Annotated in this window: 18 protein-coding genes; 5 read left to right on the plus strand and 13 right to left on the minus strand. The window is 62.1% G+C overall.

What is annotated here, in order from left to right; all coding sequences use genetic code 11:
• Window positions 1–4: 4 nt before the first annotated feature.
• Window positions 5–724 (minus strand): hypothetical protein, encoded by a 720-nt coding sequence (locus Pan216_RS08800; protein WP_145257636.1) that lies wholly within the window; start codon window positions 722–724, stop codon window positions 5–7.
• Window positions 725–1,075: 351 nt separating this feature from the next.
• Between Pan216_RS08800 and Pan216_RS08805 the strand changes: the two genes are divergently transcribed.
• On the plus strand, window positions 1,076–2,125 hold the full coding sequence (locus Pan216_RS08805) for a YrzE family protein (protein WP_145257637.1): 1,050 nt from the start codon (window positions 1,076–1,078) through the stop codon (window positions 2,123–2,125).
• A gap of 241 nt (window positions 2,126–2,366) precedes the next feature.
• On the opposite strand, the gene hemA is transcribed toward Pan216_RS08805, so the two are convergent.
• Together hemA and ccsA are read right to left on the minus strand one after the other, a co-directional pair.
• Window positions 2,367–3,635, minus strand: a complete 1,269-nt coding sequence (hemA, locus tag Pan216_RS08810; protein WP_145257638.1) for a glutamyl-tRNA reductase — start codon at window positions 3,633–3,635, stop codon at window positions 2,367–2,369.
• Complete coding sequence (gene ccsA, locus Pan216_RS08815; RefSeq protein WP_145257639.1) at window positions 3,632–4,450, minus strand: cytochrome c biogenesis protein CcsA; 819 nt, start codon at window positions 4,448–4,450, stop codon at window positions 3,632–3,634. The genes hemA and ccsA overlap by 4 nt, the downstream gene beginning before the upstream one ends.
• A 718-nt stretch (window positions 4,451–5,168) precedes the next feature.
• Here ccsA and Pan216_RS08820 point away from each other — a divergent pair.
• A complete protein-coding gene (locus Pan216_RS08820) occupies window positions 5,169–6,251 on the plus strand; it encodes a hypothetical protein (protein WP_145257640.1) in 1,083 nt (360 codons plus the stop codon).
• A gap of 113 nt (window positions 6,252–6,364) precedes the next feature.
• On the opposite strand, the gene Pan216_RS08825 is transcribed toward Pan216_RS08820, so the two are convergent.
• From Pan216_RS08825 to Pan216_RS08845, 5 genes are all read right to left on the minus strand, one after another.
• The gene (locus Pan216_RS08825) at window positions 6,365–6,964 is read right to left on the minus strand and encodes a DUF6515 family protein (protein ID WP_145257641.1); all 600 of its coding nucleotides are present in this window, start codon (window positions 6,962–6,964) and stop codon (window positions 6,365–6,367) included.
• 318 nt (window positions 6,965–7,282) lie between these two features.
• Window positions 7,283–8,305: a DUF1559 domain-containing protein gene (locus tag Pan216_RS08830; protein ID WP_419193432.1), complete on the minus strand. Its 1,023-nt coding sequence runs from the start codon at window positions 8,303–8,305 to the stop codon at window positions 7,283–7,285.
• A 298-nt stretch (window positions 8,306–8,603) separates the two neighbouring features.
• On the minus strand, window positions 8,604–9,983 hold the full coding sequence (locus Pan216_RS08835) for a YncE family protein (protein ID WP_145257643.1): 1,380 nt from the start codon (window positions 9,981–9,983) through the stop codon (window positions 8,604–8,606).
• Window positions 9,984–10,376: 393 nt separating this feature from the next.
• Entirely contained in the window at window positions 10,377–11,192 is an 816-nt protein-coding gene (locus tag Pan216_RS08840; RefSeq protein ID WP_145257644.1) for a ZIP family transporter, read from the minus strand.
• 243 nt (window positions 11,193–11,435) lie between these two features.
• Entirely contained in the window at window positions 11,436–12,497 is a 1,062-nt protein-coding gene (locus tag Pan216_RS08845; protein WP_145257645.1) for a hypothetical protein, read from the minus strand.
• Between the two features lie 413 nt (window positions 12,498–12,910).
• On the opposite strand from Pan216_RS08845, the gene Pan216_RS08850 reads away from it, so the two are divergent.
• A complete protein-coding gene (locus tag Pan216_RS08850; RefSeq protein ID WP_145257646.1) occupies window positions 12,911–13,648 on the plus strand; it encodes a DUF502 domain-containing protein in 738 nt (245 codons plus the stop codon).
• Between the two features lie 65 nt (window positions 13,649–13,713).
• Here Pan216_RS08850 and Pan216_RS08855 read toward each other — a convergent pair whose 3' ends face one another.
• The 4 genes from Pan216_RS08855 to Pan216_RS08870 all read right to left on the minus strand — a co-directional run bounded on the left by Pan216_RS08855 (window position 13,714) and on the right by Pan216_RS08870 (window position 16,624).
• Window positions 13,714–14,412 (minus strand): IS630 family transposase, encoded by a 699-nt coding sequence (locus Pan216_RS08855; RefSeq protein ID WP_145254028.1) that lies wholly within the window; start codon window positions 14,410–14,412, stop codon window positions 13,714–13,716.
• Window positions 14,409–14,852 carry a helix-turn-helix domain-containing protein gene (locus tag Pan216_RS08860; protein ID WP_145254025.1) on the minus strand — a complete coding sequence of 148 codons (444 nt, stop codon included), beginning with the start codon at window positions 14,850–14,852 and terminating at the stop codon, window positions 14,409–14,411. Before Pan216_RS08860 ends, Pan216_RS08855 begins: the two co-directional genes overlap by 4 nt.
• Before the next feature lie 340 nt (window positions 14,853–15,192).
• Window positions 15,193–15,618 (minus strand): hypothetical protein, encoded by a 426-nt coding sequence (locus Pan216_RS08865; RefSeq protein ID WP_145257647.1) that lies wholly within the window; start codon window positions 15,616–15,618, stop codon window positions 15,193–15,195.
• A gap of 37 nt (window positions 15,619–15,655) precedes the next feature.
• Window positions 15,656–16,624: a DUF1559 domain-containing protein gene (locus tag Pan216_RS08870; protein ID WP_145257648.1), complete on the minus strand. Its 969-nt coding sequence runs from the start codon at window positions 16,622–16,624 to the stop codon at window positions 15,656–15,658.
• Between the two features lie 330 nt (window positions 16,625–16,954).
• On the opposite strand from Pan216_RS08870, the gene Pan216_RS08875 reads away from it, so the two are divergent.
• Window positions 16,955–18,424 carry an AlkA N-terminal domain-containing protein gene (locus Pan216_RS08875; protein ID WP_145257649.1) on the plus strand — a complete coding sequence of 490 codons (1,470 nt, stop codon included), beginning with the start codon at window positions 16,955–16,957 and terminating at the stop codon, window positions 18,422–18,424.
• Between the two features lie 2 nt (window positions 18,425–18,426).
• On the plus strand, window positions 18,427–18,984 hold the full coding sequence (locus Pan216_RS08880) for a methylated-DNA--[protein]-cysteine S-methyltransferase (RefSeq protein ID WP_145257650.1): 558 nt from the start codon (window positions 18,427–18,429) through the stop codon (window positions 18,982–18,984).
• Here the strand turns inward: Pan216_RS08880 and Pan216_RS08885 are convergent.
• Complete coding sequence (locus Pan216_RS08885; protein ID WP_145257651.1) at window positions 18,955–19,461, minus strand: SMP-30/gluconolactonase/LRE family protein; 507 nt, start codon at window positions 19,459–19,461, stop codon at window positions 18,955–18,957. The two genes, Pan216_RS08880 and Pan216_RS08885, sit on opposite strands and share 30 nt — an antisense overlap.
• Window positions 19,462–19,634 lie beyond the last annotated feature (173 nt).

Here is a 19,634-nt window from a genome sequence, read left to right on the forward strand (position 1 = left end):
AGCCCTAGCGGGTGTTGCGGGCTTTCATCCGTTCTTCGTACGCCTTCTTTTGAGCGTTGTACTTGTTGACGGCGAAGGTCTGGAAGTTCATCGCCGTGGCGCTGTCGGGGAACCAGCGGATCATCTGAAAGTCGCGCTGCGGGTTCGGCTTGGAGGGTTGCGCGTCTCGGTCACGACTACGCGAACGGCGACTGCGGGACTTGGTCTCGATCGGGCCGAACTCGGTAAGGTAATCGTAGAGGACGTCCGCGGCTTGATCGCGACCCTCAAGGACGCGGAAGTGCGTGTTGTCCTTCCAGTCGAAGCCGGGGAGTTGGTCCCCGCCATCGGTGTAGCGACTCTGGGGAACGGCCTCCTTGAACATGACGACGAAGTAGCCGTCCCTCTTGCGGCCTAACTTTTTGGTGAGCAGACGAAGTGCCTTTTCCTTGTCCCGGTCGACCTCTTTCTTTTCCTCGTCGTCTTTTTTGCTCTTGGAGTCCTTCGCGTCCTTGGAGCCGCTCTTCTCCTTGGGGTCGGCTTTCGCGTCGGCGTCCTTCTTGGCGGTGTCGCGACCGGCCCCGAACTTGACGGTCGGCTCGTCGTCGTCATCGTCATCCGCGTCCGCGGCCGCATCGGTCTTGCTCTTCGCCGCGTCGGATTGCGCGAAGACCGCCGATGGGGACGCGAGAATCATCGCCAAAAGCACCAGCGACAAGCCGCGAAGCCACAAAGGTACGATCATCTCTCTCTCCTGTCGGTCGAAAGTAAAGTAGCCCTGAGAGTTAGGGTAAATGCCCCCGGCCCGGGCATCAAGCTTTTCAACGGATACCCGGCTGCAAGATGTGAATCTTCCCCTCGAACCTTGGACGTGATTGACCGGCCGATGGTTCCCTTTCTCCACGAACCGGCGAGGAATTTGGCCAAGCCGAGTCGACTTGGTAGGTTCCCAAGTAGTTCGCCAGCATCACTTTCCGACCGATTTCCCGCGCGGAAGTCGTCATTTTGGCTCAAGAGCGAGTTAGACTAGCAGTAAACGCCGCCCGCTCCCGCCCATGAACGTCGAGCGGGGGCCATCTGAGAGGATCTTGTCAAGATGCCGATGGAATGCCCGCGGTGCCAGTTCATCACCGATGACGCCAACCGGTCGATTTGTCCGGAATGCGGCGCTCGCATGCGGCTTTCCCTGCTGCGCGACGTTCAGGAAAATGCCGCCAAGCCGATGAACCTTCAAGAGAAGGAACCGGGGCTCTTCTCGTTCGTCGGCCAATGGCTCATCGCGTTCATTCTGTCCCAAGTCATCATCGCCTTCGGCGGCTATGCGTTCATCCTGTGCGTCGCGCTCATGGGGACCAAGCCGGTCAATCTCCCGACGACCCATCCGGCCATTTTCATTTGTGGGACCTATGCGGTGACGTTGGTCGGCGTGGCGATCGGCGTCATGATGGCGCTGCCACGCGTCAGTTTGGCGCCGACGATCGGGCTCTGGGTCGGGCTGGCCAGTCCGATCGGCATGATGCTGATGCGCGACTTTCTCATCGAGTGGAACGCTCCTTGGACCGACTGGGTGCTTCTGCCGGCGTTGGGAACGGTGGTCGGGTACCTCTTTGGGGTTCGCGCCGCCGCGATGCCGGAGAAGGTTGAGCCGGAGGAGGATCCTCTTGCTCCGCCCAAGGAAGCCGAGGCTCTCAACGCGCCACAGTTCTCGGAGATGCGCGTTCGTTTCTCGGTCCGTTGGGCACAGCTTTGTCTCGGCGTGCTGGTCGGACGTTTCGCTGATGGCGGGCTCAATTCGTTGATCAGGCTGCTGATGCGACTGAAGAGTGGGCTGAATCCCGCGACGATCGAGGGGATGCTCAGCGATAGTCAGCTTCTGCTCTCCGGGATCGCGTATCTGCTCGGCGGGATGTTGGCCGGGGCTTGGACCAAGAGCGGATTCATCCAGGGGATGCTTTGTGGATTCGGGATCTACGGTCTCCGATTGGTCCTCGTCCTCTTCGGTTATGCCTCGGTGGGATTGCCGGAGCTAGCCTTCATGGTCTTTATCGCGTCGATCGGCGGCATGATCGGACGTCGGCTCTTTCCACCCTACCGCCTCTACCGCGGCCATCACGATCGCCCGGACGAAGTCGTTCGCGAAATGTAGATGGCGCCTTAAGATCCGCTTCGTCAGGCTCTTACTCCCCTCTCCCCGTGGGAGAGTGAGCCTCTTGTTCCCCTCTCCCGGTGGGAGAGGGGTTAGGGGTGAGGGGGTTCGCATTCGCGACGTAGCGTTGATCTTCCGATCCGGAATCTCCCTCACCCGGCTCACCGCGTCGCCGACCTCTCCGAAGCCAAGCCCGCGAGGGTCGCTTGGTGCTTCCTGGCTTGGAGAAGTGAGTTGGAGATCACGTCTCCAGGCCGAAGAGCTTGCGGAAGGCGTCGAGCAGTCCGTGATGCTCGCCGGCGTGCGCCTGGGCTCGTAGGGCCGCCTTGGGAGGATGGAGGAACTTGTTCTTGAGCCGATGGGCGAAGTAGCGGATCTTTTCCTTCTGATCCTCGGGGAGCCCGTTGAGCTGCGGCAGGAGCCAATCGAGTTCCTGCTCGATGATCTCCTGATAGCCCGCCTCAAGCCGACCGATCACCGGGCCACTTTGCTTGATGGCCATCGTCGCTTCGAAGGCCGCGGTCTCGTGATCGATGATCTTCAGGGCGTGATCGAGTTCGCGCTCCCGGGAACGGATGGTCTTGTAGCGGACCTTCTCCAAGTCGTCGATGTTCCAAAGCCAGACGTTGTCGAAGTCGGCGATCGCCGGATCGAAGTCGCGTGGCACCGCGATATCGATGACCGCCAACCAGCGGCTGCGCCGTTGCTCCATCAACTTGGCGAAGTCAGCGGATTTGACGATCGGCTCCTCGGCGCCGGTGCTCGAGACGACGATGTCGGCATCGGCCAGGGCTTGGTGAAGCTCCGCCATGGGGCGGTAGTGCCCCCCCATCCGCTGGGCGAGGTCGAGGGCCGGGGCTTCGGTGCGGTTGCAGATCTCGACGCGACCCGGTTCGAGTTCCCGCAAGTGGACCATGACCAGCTCGGCCATCTTGCCGGCCCCAATGACCAGGACTCTCTTGTCGGAGAAGGTCTCGAAGACCCCTCGAAGGTAGTCGATCGCGGCGCTGGCGATCGAGAGACGTCCTTTGGCCAACGAGGTCTCGGTGTGAACTCGTTTGGCGACGCCCAGGGCGCGCTGGAAGAGGGGATGGAGGATTTTCCCGATGGTGCGACAGTCGATCGCCTGCTGATAGGCGATCTTGACCTGGCCGAGGATCTGGGCCTCTCCCAGGATCAGGCTGTCGAGGCCCGAGGCGACGTTGAACAAGTGAAGCGCCGTCCCCGCGTCCTCGTGCAGGTAGAGGTAGTCGTAGAACTCCGAGAGTGGCTGGTTCTTCACCTCCGCAAAAAACTCGCAGAGCCCCTCGACCCCAATCGAGGACTCCTGGGTCGGCTCGGCCGAGTAGATTTCCGTCCGGTTGCAGGTACTGAGGACGGCGAACTCCGCGTTGGGAAAGCGATCTTGTAGCTTGGCCAAGACTCCCTGAGCCTCCTCCGCGTCGAAGGAGAGTTGCTCGCGGATCTTGACCGGCGTTTTCCAGTTGAGGCCGACGCACAGGAGCTTCATGGGGCAGCCTCCAACAGAGGCTGATGCCCAGTCCCGAAGATGGGATCCCCAAGGACGCTCACCAAAACGACGACAAAGGCGACGATCGTCAAGAGCGCGAGCTTTCGCCCACGATTCTCCGGTCGGTAGCGGCAATGAACGAGAAATGTGAACACCCCCCACGCGAGGATCGTCGTGAGAACCTTGGGATCAAGCAAATGGAGTTGGCGAAGGGACAGTCCCAGGCCGATACCGAGCGTCAAGAGCGGCCAGGCGAGATAGACGACGGTGCCGTGCATCCGATCGATCTTCTCGAGGCTTGGCAGACGCAGCGAACTGCGAATCCGTCCCGATTTGAGTTGGCGGTACTTTACCAGGTACATCAGCGCCGCCACGAAGGCGATGATCACGAGCGCCGTGCCGACGAGAAGCAGGATGCCGTGAGTCACGCCAATAAGCCGATTGCCCTCGCCCTGCTGCGGTGTTCCCCGCGGCGAGAGCGTGGCGGCATAGAGGCACAGCCCGATGCTCACTGGCAAGATGAAGATTCCCGCCACCAAGCGTCGATCGTGCAGCAACAGGTAGATGTAGATCAGGCTGATCAGCCAGCTCACCGTGATTAGCGTGGTGAACTGCGAGTTGATCGGCAGCCGGCCCCAGTCGAGGCCGATCGCCAGGAGGTAGAGCGTTTGAGCGAAGATTCCCGCCAGCGCACCACCGGTCGCCACCCACCGAGCCCAACGGCTCTGGCGGAAAATGCGCACAAGCTCTCCGCCCAAACTGACGGCGTAGCTCGCGACGAAGCAGGTGACACTGATGCGGCTGGCGAAGTCCATACGCCTTCATTCTAATAACCCTTGGCGACCGAGAGAATTGTTCCTGCCGCAAATTGACGGGCCGATCGCGGCGATTTCGTCTCAAGAGTGGAACGACCCACCTGGGTCGGCGAGAGAATCCCTCTCTCGCGCTGGGACGTGGCGATGAACCTCACCTCGCCCTGGACTTTCGGCGACAGGATCGAACGGGGAAAGGATCCTGCCGCGTCGAGGACGCGGACCGCGCCACCAGGCGGTTCGGTCCGTATCCGCTTTTTCAGCGATCGCGTTTCGCGGGGGCTCGTGTCGAAGTGATCTTGGCTCCCCCGTTCGCGACGTCTTCCTCCCCCTCCGTCATGGACTTCAGGGGCCGAACCGGGCAGGGTCGCTCCCGCAATCGTCACCACCGTCAATGTCGCTCGTTAGACCTAGGTACGGCCACTAGGACATCTGATCTACCGAAAACTCCGTTCGTTCGAACGGAGCGGGGCGTCCGTCTGACCGGGAGCGACTCGAAGATGGGCGAGCGACGACTCCACAGGACTGGCGCGTCGGCCCGCGCGACTGCTCATGAAGCTCCCGTGACGTTTGTCCCGGCACCTTGATTGGGGAGCGGACAAAGTTATAACCCTTTGAGACATTGCGGCTTGGGCCGTTTGGGTATCTCCGGCGGCAGGGCGAGAAGGACTGCGGTCACTTCTTCGGCCACGCCCCGGAATCTCATTTCGCGGAGGTCTACTTGGCGGTTTGCTACTACATCACGGCTCATGGGTTGGGACACTCCGTCCGATCGGCGGCCGTGATCAACGAGATTCCTCGATCGCAGCGAGTCATCGTTCGTTCGTGTGTCGCGCCGGTCTTTCTCGAGCAGGAGATTCGCCGGCCGTATGACCTGATTCCCGAACGTTTCGACTGTGGGACGGTTCAGCGGGACAGCTTTCATACCGATGTGGTCGCGACCTTCGAGAAGTACGCCGCCCTCGAGGAGGAGTGGCGCGCCAAGCTCGACGAAGAGGTCGATTTCCTCAAGCGAGAAGAGGTCGACGTCATCGTCGCCGATGTTCCGGCATTGCCCCTTCGCGCTGCCGCCAAGGCGGGTATCCCGTCCATCGCGATCAGCAACTTCCACTGGGCGGGCATCTACGGCTCCTTGCTGGAAGAACTCGGACCGCGCCGCGAGGAGTTCGCGCCGCTGGTCGATCGCGTTCGCGAGGACTACATCTCGGCCACACGCTGGCTCCGGCTTCCCTTTTCCGACCCGATGCCCGAGTTTCCCCAATGCGAGTCGATCCCGCTGGTGGCGCGTGAACCGACGTCGATTCGGCCGGCGCTCGCGGGGTATCACGACCTCGACCCCTCGCGTCGTTGGGCCGTGCTCTACCTCGGCCAGTGGCCCTCCCACTTCGATTGGGATCGCCTCGACGAGATGGATGACTTCGAGTTCGTCTGTCTGGGAGATGGATCGGCGCCCCACGGACGGGTCAGCGTCATCGATCCGGTCCGATTCGAGGGGCAGGACGTGATCGCCTCCTCCGATCTAGTCATCGGTAAGGCGGGATACGGGATCGTCGCCGATTGCGTCTCGACCGAAACGCCACTGCTCTACACGAGTCGCGACGGCTTCTCCGAGCACGCGGCGCTTGATCGCGGCTTGCGGCAGTGGGGCAAGGCGCTCTGCGTCGACCAGGAGACGTTCTTTCGCAACGGCCTTCGCGACGCGATGCTCGAGACCCTCGCGCTTGAAGTCAAGGAGCCGATGGCCTGCGATGGGGCGAAGGTCGCCGCCCAAGCCATCCTGGAGACCGCCGGCGTGACGACCTAGCGTCATATCACCAAGGTGACGCTACGATGTCACGACTCCGGGTGCCATGCTCACGACAAGCGTGAGCATGGCACCCAAGAGTCTCTTGCGCAGTGAATTGATCGATCAGGAGACTAGCGGACGACGACGTACTGCGACTTCCCGGCGACTTGCACCGGCAGATACTCGACCCCCTCGGCGATGTAGACCGCCGAGCCATCGTCGCGCGTCTGCTTCGTGGCCCCATCGGGCAACTCTTCGACAAACGAACCGACGGGGGGACGCACGACTTTGTACTGCGGCACTTCCACGCTAGGGCTCGGCTCGGCTCGATAAAAGGTCGAACTCGCGCGGTAGTAAACTTCGCCGTTGACGACGACTTCCTCGGGGGTATCGGGGAGGGTCGTGATCACCGTCCCCACCGGCGGCGCCGTTTGGACGTAGACTTTCCGTCCCTCGACGATCGCCGGTCGATAGAAGACGCTCCCATCCCGATAGTAGGTGTGCCCTCCCACCACGACGACTACGTGGTTTCGTGGTGGAGCCAATAAGTAGGCCGCGGCTCGAACGGTCGCGACCACGGGTGACGGCCGCACCACGACCGGGCCGCGTCGAACGGGAATGCCGACTCGGGGACGGTGGTGGTGATGCCGCGGGTGATGGCCGCGAGGGCCCCCTTCGGCCATCGACGTCGTCAAGCCAACCAGCATCATCGTCGCGATGATCGCTCTCATCGAGAGTCTCCGTACTTCCTGGACCGCGTACCCGTCCATGGTCACGTCACTTGATCGACAGGCATCTATCACGCGGCGACATTCTTGGGAAGACACGACGTGCTCGCCTGCCAGCCGATGGCGTCTCTTCCCAGGGGCACGGCAGTGGACAGCGAGGGAAGGAGTCGGCTCAAACGATCAAACAACCGCTCCTTCCGTTTGGTTTCGGGCAAAAGATCCTCCGGGGCGCGGTTTGTAATAGTTTCAACAATCACCCTCCGCCGAACTCTCGCGTTCGCCCCCCCCCTCGCGCTCGCGCGTTCGCGGAAGAGTCACTTGCTACAGTCCATCGGTGATCTCACCGCCGGCCCGGGTCGAAAGGGCTTGCCAGACGCCGAGGTCCATCGAGTCGTTGAGGAAAGCGACCGCTCCGTCCGCGAAGACCGCGTTGACGCCGCCGACATGATTGCTTCGCGCCGCGAACCAACCCCGTCCGTGTCCGGTGCAATCGGGAATGGCACTGTTTGGGGGAAGGGCGGTGTTGAAGCTATTTAGATGATGGGCGCCGATGAACCAGATCGACCCGCGGTTCCCACTCCAGCTACTCCCGACGGTCACATTGCCGCAGGTCGTCTCGCTTGGAGGAGGCGTCAGGCCGACCGAGGGCGGAGGGCCGGCGGCAATGTTTAGCGCCCATCGTTGTCGCTGGGGCGGTTGATCGCCGGTGTAACTCGAACTGCCTGGGGCCAGCAGTTGATCGGCCATCATCATCGTCTTGGAGAGTCCATCGTTGATCGCTCCAAACCGCACCGCCGAGGACTTCCAGAAGAGCCCGTCGTTCGGCACCGAAGCGTCGTAGTAGTTGTTCGCGGCGTTGCCTGTACCGGCGTTGACGGCATAGCTCGTCCCCCCCATCACTTCGCCGATGTAGGTCGCCGAGGCGTCGAAGACGGGGTTCCGCGAGTCGCAGGGACAAATGAACGTCGACAGGGCCGAACGAGCGATGCTGGTATGCTCGGCAAGCAGCGTTCGCGAACCACCGCCACCGGCGGTCGTCGGCAAGTTGAAGTTGATTCGGTTGTACGCCGCTTCGCCATCGAGGTAGGGCAGGATGTAGGCATGGACGGAGTAGCTGTAGTTCGAGTCGGTGGTTCCCTGGGGAGGCAGGACGCCGTGAGCCTCCGCGTAGTTGTGCAGCGCGATGCCGAGCTGCTTGAGGTTGTTCGCACTTTGCATCCGACAAGCCGCTCGCCTCGCCTCCTGAATCGCCGGCAAGAGCATCGCGACAAGGACTCCGATGATCGCGATGACGACGAGGAGTTCGATCAACGTCATCGCGAACCGGGGGCGCACCTTAATCATCTTCTGATTCCTTCCATCGTGTTGTGATTCTGAACCAAAGGGAGAAACGGTCCGCGAGCGCGCAGCGACACCCGAACGGCCACGGGAGCAGTGGTCGCGAGACTCGCGATCAATCCGTACGCTGGGCCGGTGGGCTACCGCATGGACGCACTGGCTGACGAGCCGCCAGTGGCACCCGACGCATGGACCGTAGGTTGGGCCGTGACCCATCGCGAACGACCGGGGTTAGCCGATAGGGTGAACCGGTGTGCCACCAGAAACGATTGGTCATGGCTGGCAGTCGCGAACGCCGCCGCGTTTAGTGATCGGACTCGACGCCGCCGCGAGCGATGATCGCCCCCGGCTTGCCGCCGACGGGGAACGTCGCCTTCTCTTCGAGGTCGTTCAGCGCGAGGACGGTGATCGTCCCGTCGCCTGGGTTGGTGAAGTAGGCCCGCCGACCGTCCGCGTCGAACGCGATCCCGTGATGGCCGAAGTGGCTGTGGACATCACTCGCTCCCACCTTCATGCGTTTGACGACCGCCGCGTCACTGACGTCTCGATCGCGATTGGGATCGAGATCGATGATGCTCAGTTCGTCGTCGGCTTTGGTCTCGGCGGGATGGTTGTGGAAGACGAACGCCAGCTCTCGACCCTGCGCCGTCCGCACGACCTTGGGCGTGACGGGACCGTTTTCCTCGCTCATCGCGAGCGGAACCAGCAGCAGTTGAGGATGCGACGAGCGGGCATTGAGGATGACGAGCTCAGCGTTCTCCCCCTTGCCGGTGACGAATAGGACGTACTGCTTGTGGTTGGTGAACGCTCCCGTCCGGCGCGGCTTGCCCGATTCGTCATCCTTCCCCAAGGAGAGGTGATGCGGCATCACCTCTTCGGTTGACTTCTCGGTCCGCTCGTCGACGTCACACCAGTAGATCCCGTCGCTGGGAGCGAAGAAGACCTTGCCCTCGTTGACGGTGACCCCGTGCAGCCCGCCGTGGGGCAGGTGAAACGAGTAGGCGATCTCCGAGTCCGCATCCTTCTTGATCCGGGTCACGTCGACACGTCCCATGTTCGGGCCACCGCCATCGATCCAGGTCGCATAGCCGACGCGATCGTTCGCGACCCCAAGCGTGATGTGATTGCCTCCCCCTTGAACAAACCGAGGAGTCCCCAGCACCCGTTGGTTCCGGCGATCGAGACCATAGTCCCGCGGATCGAGCCGCGTGTAGCCGTCCGCTCGGTCGTTGGCGAGGTAGAAGACGCCTCCATAGCGGTAGAGGTGGGCGGGGTTTCCCTGGTTGTCGTCGAGTCGATGTTGCCACGTCACGGGAGTGGCGGGGTACTTCCAGTCGGCATGGTCGCCGTGGTCATGATGTTCGACGCCGGTGTGGGCGAGCACCCAGCCGCTCTCGTGGTTGCCGTTGTCGTGGTCTCGGACGCCGACCATGAGAAAACCATTGCCCTCGGCCATCTGCAGGAGTGTTTGCTTCTCGGGGTCGATCTTGGGGAATCCGGCGATCGTGGTCGGTTCGCCGAGTTCGAGGATCAGGTCCTTGGAGACGTCGGCCCAATGTAGCTCTTGCGTCTGGCCATCCTGGAAGAAGAGACGGGTTTGGGTCTCGGCGTCCTCCGCGCCCGCGCGCCCCAACAGCCCGAGGAGCAGCAGCGTTCCGAGGACGAGAGAAACGAGTCGATTCATGGCGTGAATACTCCTTGCCTGGCGCCTTGTCCCTGGCGACCCTATCAGAATTACATGGTATTACGTTGTATGACAATGGTGGTTCACGAAAATCTAACGAGTTGCGGAGGACCTCTTGGGAGGGAGCCTGGCCGGGTGGTCTCGATCGCACGGCAAAAGGGGGAATGCAGGCACGAAGGCGCCTTATCAAGGTGGGAGTGCTCGAGGAAAGGAGACTGAACGAACGTCTCCTCTCTGCTCCACTGGCTCCGATTGACGAGCAACGTGGGACGACCAAGATCGGGTCTATTGCTTAACGGAGAGGCGTATGCGGCTTACTCACGATGGGGGCGCCTGTGGGCCACGACGCATGTGATGACGTGTCCGAGAAGAGAAGAACCCCTTCGCAGGCTGCTAGCACCAGATCGCCACGGCAGCCGTCAGCGCGAAACCGAGACAAACCGCGAGAAATTTCGGGTAGCGATCGAGCGGGAACGCGAACTCGGCATGCAGGATGTCGATCGCGGCGATGTACAAGAACGTCCCCGCGGCGAACGCGAGCACCATGGACGAGACCGCATGCACGTCACTTCCTTGGAGGAGTTCGCCGAGCAGGTAACCCCCTCCGACGCCGAGCGGGGTCATCAGGGAGAAGACCATCACCAAGATGAAGATCGTGCCACGCGGCATCCCGACTCGGAGCATGCTGACCGCGAGGGCGAATGCCGCCGATCCCTTGTGCGCGAGGATCGCCCCGGTGAGCACCATGGCGGTGATCAAGTCTTCGGGCAAGCCAAGGGCCACCCCCGCCATGAACGAGTGAAACGCGAGAACGGTCAGCAGAACCAAGGGAAAGAGCCAGCTTGGCTGGGCGGTTTCCTCCGTCCCTTCAACCACCGATTGGGTGCTTGGTTCGTCGTGATGGTGAGCGGAGGAGAGGACGACGCGTTCGATGGAAAAGAGGACGAGGAACCCGAGGCTGCATGCGAGGCCCGCTACCGGATAGCCTCCCATCAAACGGGAGACGCCGGAGAGTCCGTCGCTCGCGTCGGGGAGGATGTGGATGAGACCGATCGCCAGAAAGATTCCCCCGGCGGCCGCGTTGCCCAATCCCAGGGTCCGCTTGGCCGACTTCGTTCCTCGCAACCAGAGGGCGAACAAGCCCCCCGCGATGGCGGAGAGCCAGATGATGGTGGTGGCGACGACTAGCAGGGTCTCACGGTCGCTCACGGATGGTTCGCCTCATCATGGAGTGAAGGTCGCGTCGCATTAAAGGTATGACATTGTAATATCGCCGGGAAGGGATCGGTCAAGGGCTCGTTCGGTGCCTCGGAGGGGCAGGGAGAGGATCGCGGTGAACGCCGCGGGGGATTTGGGCAGGTCGTCTTCTGCCGAAGCCAACCTCAAGAACGACCGGAACGGTGACAGTGCGTGTGCCCTGCCACCGACTCCTTTCGGGATGTCTCGCGTGACTTAGAAGTTCTGTGTCACCTGAAGGATCAGGCTCAGGTACTTCCGCATCGAACGATCGTCAGGCGTCAACACGTCGGTGGGGGTGTAGCGGAACTCGGTCCCGACGCCGAACGTCGTCGTCTTGGTCAAGCCGATGCCGAGGACGAAGCGGAGATAGCCACCGACGTCAAAGCCGGACGCCTTGAACTTCTCGACTTGGTAGATGTAGTAGCTGACCGGAGGACCGGTCTCGATGTTGGTCCAGTCGAAGGTGATTCCGGTCGAGAAGTTGGGACTCAGCCGCACCTTCCAAAGGTTCAAGTCGGTTCGCCAAACCGGTCCCATCTGAAAGCTGAAGGTCTCGCCTCGATTGACCGCGAGTTGACTAAGCGTTCCCTGTTGGGCGTTGAGGGTTTGGAGCGTGACCGTGTCGGCGCTCCCCTCGTAGCGGTTGTAGTCGAACATGAACATCATGCCCCAGCGGCTGTAGATGCAGTCGCCGTTCCAGCAGACGAAGGGCAACAGTTCGACGCCTGCCTGTCCCTGGTACATGCCGCCGTAGACGGTGCGGGTGAAGGTCTTCCACGCGGCACCGCGTCCGTAGGCGAGGATGATGCGCTTCTCGAAGTTGAGCCAGGACATGCAATTGGCACAGGTGAAATCGCACGGTCCGGTCTCGCCGCAGCCGCACGCCCCGAGCGAACCGCAGTCGTCGCAGGGCTTGTGCTTGAGCGCCATGAACTTCTTCCACAGCGGCTGCTTTTGCGCGGGCCGACACGAGACCTCGTTGAAGTGCGAGACCGCGTCGAACTCGCACTCGGTCGTGTGCACGATCGGCGTGATGCCGCCCGGAGCGCCTCCTTGCCCTTGGGGACGCGCCTGGGGCGCGGGGGCCGTCGGATCGGTGGGCGACCATTCGGCGGTCAACAGTTGAAAGTCCGTCGCGCCGTCGATCGGCTGGGAACTCGGGTCTGGCTCGTAGGTTCCCGGCGAGAGCGGCACTGGCTCCTGGGCCAAGCCACGCGCGGGGTCGGCGCAGCATAGGCCGACGGTCAGAGCGATCCCGACTAGTGCTCGTCGCATCCGTCACTCCTCTCGGCTCGCCGACGTCCGTTCCCCCTCTCCGCGCTGCTCGTGGAGAGGATGAGATGGATGGTAGCGAAGATGCCGAATATCGGTGTCCCACGGTTCATCGGACGTTTGCGGGGCGTGAGTTTGACAATTCGGCGGAACTTATTCCATCTCGCGTAGGTTGGGACGCCGCGGAAGGAGAATTGAGGCCCGTCCTCGCCGGCGCGTCGACCTTCGTCTCGCTCGGGACCGAGTTCGTCCGGAAGATCACATCCGCGTTTCGTGGCAGCTTGGGGGAGATGGGGGAGGGGATGCGAGGCCGCTAGGGCGACTCCCCCTCGGCTTGCCAGTAGGCCCAAGTCGATGTACGTTGGGCCGTCGACCCATCGGACCCGTTTCGCCAGGCTCTTCCAAGAGGCACCCTCATGAGCGTTCTTCCCCCGACCGATCCTTCCGAGGATCCGACGCCCCGTGGCATCATCGAGCTCGTCCGGAAGCGGATCATTGGCGGAACGGTGCTCATCCTGCCCTTCGCGATCACCGCGATGATCATCGCTTGGCTCTACCAAACGGTGCGCGATAGCGTCATCGAACCGGTGGCGATGTTGATCATCAAGGCGCTTACCTTCAGCGGTCGGGTGCATGCGAGCGAGTCGGGCGACTTACCCTACTGGATCGAGGACTGGGTGGCCCCACTGCTCGCGATCGTGGCGATCGGCGCGGGGCTGTACATGCTAGGGATGTTGGTCCACTCGCGCCTCGACGCGGCGTTCGACTGGATCTTTCGCAAACTGCCGGGAGTGACGGTGATCTACAATGCCGTCCGGGGCGTCTTCAACTCGGTGCAGCAATCGAAGACCGGCATGAGGCAGTTCAAGCGGGTCGTCCTGGTTTCGTTCCCCCACCCGGGGACGCGCGTTCCCGCGTTCGTCACCTCGACTTGCGTCGATACCGAATCGGGCAAGACGATCCTCTGCCTCTACGTGCCGACGACGCCGGTTCCGACCTCGGGGTACATGCTGCTGGTGCCGGAAGAGGATGTGGTCGAGTTGAACTGGGATCTCGACGAGACCCTGCGCGCGGTGATTTCCGGCGGCATCTCCGTTCCCGAGACCGTCAGCTACAGCGGCTTGCCGTCATCGACTGAGGAGACGTCATCGTAGCAGTCCGTTGATTGAAGCGGGCCGTTCGCAGCCAGCAGCGAAGAGATCAATGGGCTGCTAGTGCATCATCCATTCTTAATTTTGGGGTAGAGTCGGGCCAGTTTGGTGCGTGCTTCGTCGATTTGTAGTTGCCAGTCGACGCCGCGCTGCTTCTGGTTGGTCTGGTCGGACCAAGCCCCGATTTCGTCTCGTAATTCGTCGAGTTCGCCGACGCGTCGACCGGTCAGACACTGTCGTGTCATCGCGCTCAGTTCGCATTCGGCGACGTTTAGCCAGCTCCCATGCTTCGGAGTGTAGACGAACGTGATTCGCTTGACATAGGCACGTGCCACGGCAGGCTCAAACAACTCGTAGAACGCTCCCTTGGTGTGGGTGTTTAGGTTGTCGAGAACCAGCGTCACTTGCTGGCAATCGGCGTAGCGAGTGTCGAGCAGTTGCGCGACCTCTTGCGCCCAATCAACCTTGGTGCGTTGCGACCTGGCCGTCGCTTGGCGAAAACCTGAAAGCGGCTCGCTGAACATGAAGATGCTCGCCGTTCCGTTTCGTTCATACTCGTAATCGACTCGCTTGGGATGGTCCTTGGCAGCTTCAATCGGCTGCCTTGTTTCTTTGATCAGCTGGACCGGTTGCTCGTCCATGCAAATGACCGGATGGTCTGCATCGTAGGGTCTTTCATAGGTTTCGAGGACTTCCTCCATGCAAGCGACGAACTCAGCGTCGTTCTCGGGGGGGATCACCCAATAGTCGATCATACGCTTGGTCATGCGATTTTTTTTAGCGTCTTGCGAACGGTCTCGGGACAAATGGATTCCACTACCTCTAGTTTAACCAATTGATCGGCAAGCAGTTGCAGCGTCCACTTGCCGTATCCCTTGGGCGGCTCTCCCAGACGCATGGCGATTAGTCTTGCTTCGGCCTGCCCGTCGAGCTTCGGCGGAGTCGGTGGCTTCTCGCGTCTCATTCCATCCAATGCCAACGCAAAACTCTCGGTGACTAGGCGTTTGCGTAGATTCTCAACGGTCTGGACACGACAACCAAAAGCCTCGGCAATTCTCTCATCCGTCCACGCCGGACCGTTGGCGTCTGTCTTCAAGAGCATTTGTGCCCGTCGAACCTTCTGGGAGGAGCCTTTGAGCTTCTTGATGACCGCGTGACAAGTTGCGCGTTCCTCTTCCGTGAGGCGAACGATGTACTTCTTGTTCATTGGGAAACCTCCGTGCTTTCCAGGAAGCAGCAAGTTTCCTCGAACAGAAGCAATCAACCAACCCGAAATCCTAGGATAGATGAACCACTAGCCTGATAGGTCAATTCCTTGCCCAATAGACTCTTGGGTGCCATGCCTACGCTCGCCGTGGGCATGTGAGTAACGCCCTTGATTCGGCGCTCTCCCGTACGATTGGGGATCGAGGCTTCGTGCAACGAACTTGCCAATCAGGAGACTGGTGCTCTGCTCCAGCTTGTAGTTCGTGTTCGTGCAACCCTATCCCTTTAGCGCTGGTTGACCAGTTGCCAGTGGCACCCGAGAACCTAGATGGACCAGTGCACTAAGGAACTGGTTTCTCGGTGATGCTGGGCTTGGCGCCGGCCTCGATCACAAGCGTGATGGACTGACCCTTGGGCAGATCGATCTCGAGAGGGGTCTCCGTCGCGGAGCGACACTTTGGGTTCAGATCGAACATGTCCATCTCGGGATCGAGCGGAGCGATCGTCACACTGTTGGCTCCCGCCGCCGCGTCGAGGGCGAAGTGACCCTCGGTGTTCGCCTCGACACTCGTGGGGCGACCGTTGGGCTGGTCGCCGACCGGAAAGAACGTCACCGCCACCCGGGGCAGCGGGGTGCCGTTGATCGTCACGAGACCTTCGACTTTGGTCGTCTCGTTCTGAGGGGCTTGGGCGGAGCAGCCAAGCGAGACGAATGCCAATCCGATCAACACCATCATCCGTCGACAGACGTGCCAACGCTTCTTCATGGGATATCTCGTTTCGAAGAGGTCGATTGATGGGAGCCTAGAACTCGACGATTTCGCCACCGTCGATTGTCGAGATCCCGCGGCCGACCTTCACGTTGATGGCTTCGTTGACGAAGGTCACGGTGCCGTCGGCGAAGAGGACGTTGACGCCTCCCGGATGCAGGCTGTGAGATGCGGCCTGGGCATCGTTGCTGGGATAGTTGCGAAGTCGGGCTTGCGGATCGTCGACCCCGTGGACGATATCCTCGCCGTTGACCCCGTAGAAGTTGATGCCGTGATGGCAGTCCGCGACGCCCCAGCAGTTGCCGAGCAGCGTCGCTCCGAACTTCGGCAACGCCCAAACGCCGCGTGGGCTGTCCGCCAGGTGCGAGCGAAGTTCCCACGCCAACGCGGTCTTGGACACACCGTCTTGCAGTTGGTTGAGCCGCGCGGAGGCCTGGATCGCCATCGGGGTTTTGCTTCCGTCGACTTGGATCCAGCCGAAGCCTCTCGCGTTGGTGTTGGGATTGGTGACGTTGTTGATCCAAGCGCCATAGTTGCCCCGAGCCCAGTTGCCGCCGTAGCGCGTCATCGTCGTCGAGTTGAACGAATCGCTCGGACAGAGATACGAACCGATGCGCGTCGCTCGGACGGTTTCGTTCTCCGCTTCGGGCATGCCGTGGTCGAAGTTCACCCGGTCGTAGAGTTGGGTTTGGTCGATGTAGGGGAGGATGTGGACGAGGAAGGTCGCCCCCATCTTCGGGTAGTGCGACGAGGAGTTGTACCAGCCGTGAGTGTACTCCGTGGCCGTTCCGACGTCGCGCCAGGAGGCGGCGGGGGGAAACTGACCGTGGGCCTCGGCGTAGTTGGTCAAGCCGAGGCCGACTTGCTTGAGGTTGTTCGTGCACATCGTTCGCCGCGCGGCTTCGCGGGCTTGCTGAACCGCTGGCAATAAGAGCGCGACCAGGACGCCGATGATCGCGATCACGACGAGCAATTCGACCAACGTGAAACCACGTCGTTTCATGAAGTCCCCCTTGTAAGAAATGAGCGCAAGCGGCGACGCGAACGTGACGATGCGTGCCGATTGTTTGGCTCGAGTGGCCCCCCGAGTGAGCTAGATAGTATACGCGACGTCCTACCGTTCACAACACAATTGCCCCAGAGCTCTTGGGTTGCTCCTCCCATCGGACGCCGGCGGTCCAACGGTGGGGAGACGGCGAGGGCGGTGAGGGAAAGTTTGCCAAGCGTCCTTCTCGACTCACGTGTCCGAAAACGGCCAGCTTGTCGGCGTGGCGATTGTTAGGCTGTCTCGGAAAACGTCAATCTGTCTTCAACGGGCTGCCAAGTTTCTGCCATGACACTCGATGCCGAAAGTTGTTACCGAGCGATCGCGGCGCGAGACGAGCGCTTCGACGGCGTCTTCTTCGTCGCGGTGACGTCGACGGGGATCTACTGCCGACCGATCTGCACCGCCCGTACCCCGCGCCAGGACCGATGTCGCTACTTCGCCAGTGCCGCCGCCGCGGAGGGGCAGGGCTTTCGCCCTTGCTTGAAGTGCCGTCCGGAACTTGCTCCCGGTTTCGCCCCGGTCGACGCGGGAAAGCGAATGGCCCATGTGGTGGCGAACCGCATCGAGTCGGGGGCGCTCGATGATGAGGGATCGCTCGAACGTCTCGCCCAGGAAGTCGGGCTCGGCCCACGCCAGATCCGTCGCTTGCTCAAGAGCGAATTGGGCGTTTCGCCAGTGGGACTGGCTCAGACCAGACGCCTGCTCCTCGCCAAGCAGCTTCTCACGGAGACCGACTTGAGCGCCGCGGACGTCGCGTTCGCCAGTGGTTTCGGCAGCGTGCGTCGATTCAACGACCTCTTTCGTCGGCACTATCAGCTCGCCCCGACCCAGCTTCGCCGTTCCACACCCGCTCCGAGCGAGGGGGCGACCTCGCTCAAGCTGCGCCTGGCGTATCGGCCTCCTTACGCTTGGGAGGAGATGCTCGAGTTCCTTGCCGCGCGCACGACCCGTGGCGTGGAAGTCGTCGAAGAGGGGAGCTACGTGCGGACGGTGCGCGAAGGGGACTGTCGTGGGTGGCTCCGCGTCTCTCCTCGTGAGCGACGTCCAGAACTAGTGGTGGACGTCTCTCTCTCGTTGGTTCCCGTGCTGGCCCATGTCCTATCGAGGGTGAAGTCTCTCTTCGATCTCGGGGCTCGCCCCGACGTGATCGACGAACATTTGCGTAGCGATCATCGCTTGGCGGAATCGCTCCGCCGGTCGCCGGGCTTGCGGGTACCTGGGGCGTTCGATGGCTTCGAGATCGCGCTGCGGGCGATCCTCGGGCAGCAGATCTCCGTCCGTGCCGCGACCGATCTGGCCGGACGGGTCGCGGATCGCTTCGGGGAGCCGATCGAAACGCCGTTCCCCACGCTGACGCACCTTTCGCCGAACGCACCTCGACTGGCCGAAGCGACGGTCGCGGCGCTCGCCGGACTTGGCATGCCGGGCAAGCGCGCGTCCTCGATTCGTTCGTTGGCCGCCGCGGTCAGCGAGCAGCGGGTGGCGCTTGCGCTGGCGCCCCGGCCGGAAGTGGTGGTCGAACAACTCGAGAGGCTCGACGGCATTGGACCCTGGACCGCCCACTACATCGCGATGCGGGCACTCCGTTGGCCCGACGCCTTTCCTCATGCCGACCTCGGGCTGCGAAAAGCGCTCGGCGGGATTGGCTCTCGAGAACTCCTGCGCGAGTCGATGGCGTGGCGTCCATGGCGGGCCTACGCCGCGATGCATCTATGGCGAATCAGTCAGCGGCAGAACGAAAAGGGGAGGAACTGACCATGAGCGAGTCGACATCCTACTGGGCGGTCTCGAGTCCGATCGGCGAGCTTTCGCTCCTCGCTCGTGGCGATGCGCTGACGGGGCTCTACCTCGAAGGGCACAAGGGGGGACCGGCGATCGATCACCGCTGGTGCCGGGACGAGGCGCCCTTTCGAGAGGTCATCGGACAACTGGAGGCCTACTTCGCGGGTGACCGACTGACGTTTGAACTTCCCCTCGCGGCCGCGGGAACGGACTTCCAGCGAGCCGTCTGGAGGGAGCTTGCGCGGATCCCGATGGGAGAGACGATCACCTACACGGAACTCGCCAAGCGTGTCGGGCGTCCCTCGGCCGTCCGTGCGGTGGGAACCGCCAACGGCCGCAACCCGTTGTCGATCGTCGTCCCTTGCCATCGCGTCATCGGCGCCGACGGATCGCTTTCGGGCTACGCCGGCGGGGTGAGGGTCAAGCGTTGGCTGTTGCGGCACGAAGCCGCCACCGTCGCGCGGTTGGCGTCAAGGGAATCGAAACGGGTTTCGGCCGCGGCGTCAATTGCCGAGCGGGCCCGACTCTTCTGAGGTCGCGGGGGAGGCTTCCTCCGTCGAGGTGAGCTTGAGATCGACCTTGTTGTCGCCGGCGGCGACCTCGACGAGAAAGGGCGTCGATTCGTGATCGGCATATCGTTCGGGGATGACCAGCGACGCGACGGGACGTCCCGAGCCTGACGGATCGGGTTGCATCGACAAGATGGTCACCCGGTAGTGTCCGACGGGGACGCCTGCGGGCTTGGAGCGGTTGGCATTGCCAATCCAGTAGCTGCCATCCTTCTCGATCCGCGCGATGCCGGGTCTCCCTCCTTCCTCCTCGGAGGTTTCGGGAATCAGCGTCACGGTGCCGGATTCGAGCGGCGTGCCGTCGAGCGTGACATGGCCGTTGACTTGGGCGGGGTAGATCTTCGGACGTTTGTTTTTCGAGCAGGCGAGGGTCGCGCACACGGCGGTGCTCGCGATCACGAGCAACATGCGATGGCGAATGGTTCGGTGGTGCGGCAGCATGAGCAGGCTTCCTTGCCAAACGGTTGAGAGTCGTCGTGTCCTAATCGAAGGGCGTCGCTATTCGAGACGCCGCGGATCATTGGTCGTTGATACCGCGGGTTGTTATTGACCCGAGGTATTGTCGGTTGTGCTGGGCCACAGGCCCACCCGACCCTTTTCCCCAAACCGGCCAA

This window comes from Kolteria novifilia, from assembly GCA_007748055.1.
In the GTDB taxonomy this organism is placed as follows: Bacteria; Planctomycetota; Planctomycetia; order Kolteriales; family Kolteriaceae; genus Kolteria; species Kolteria novifilia.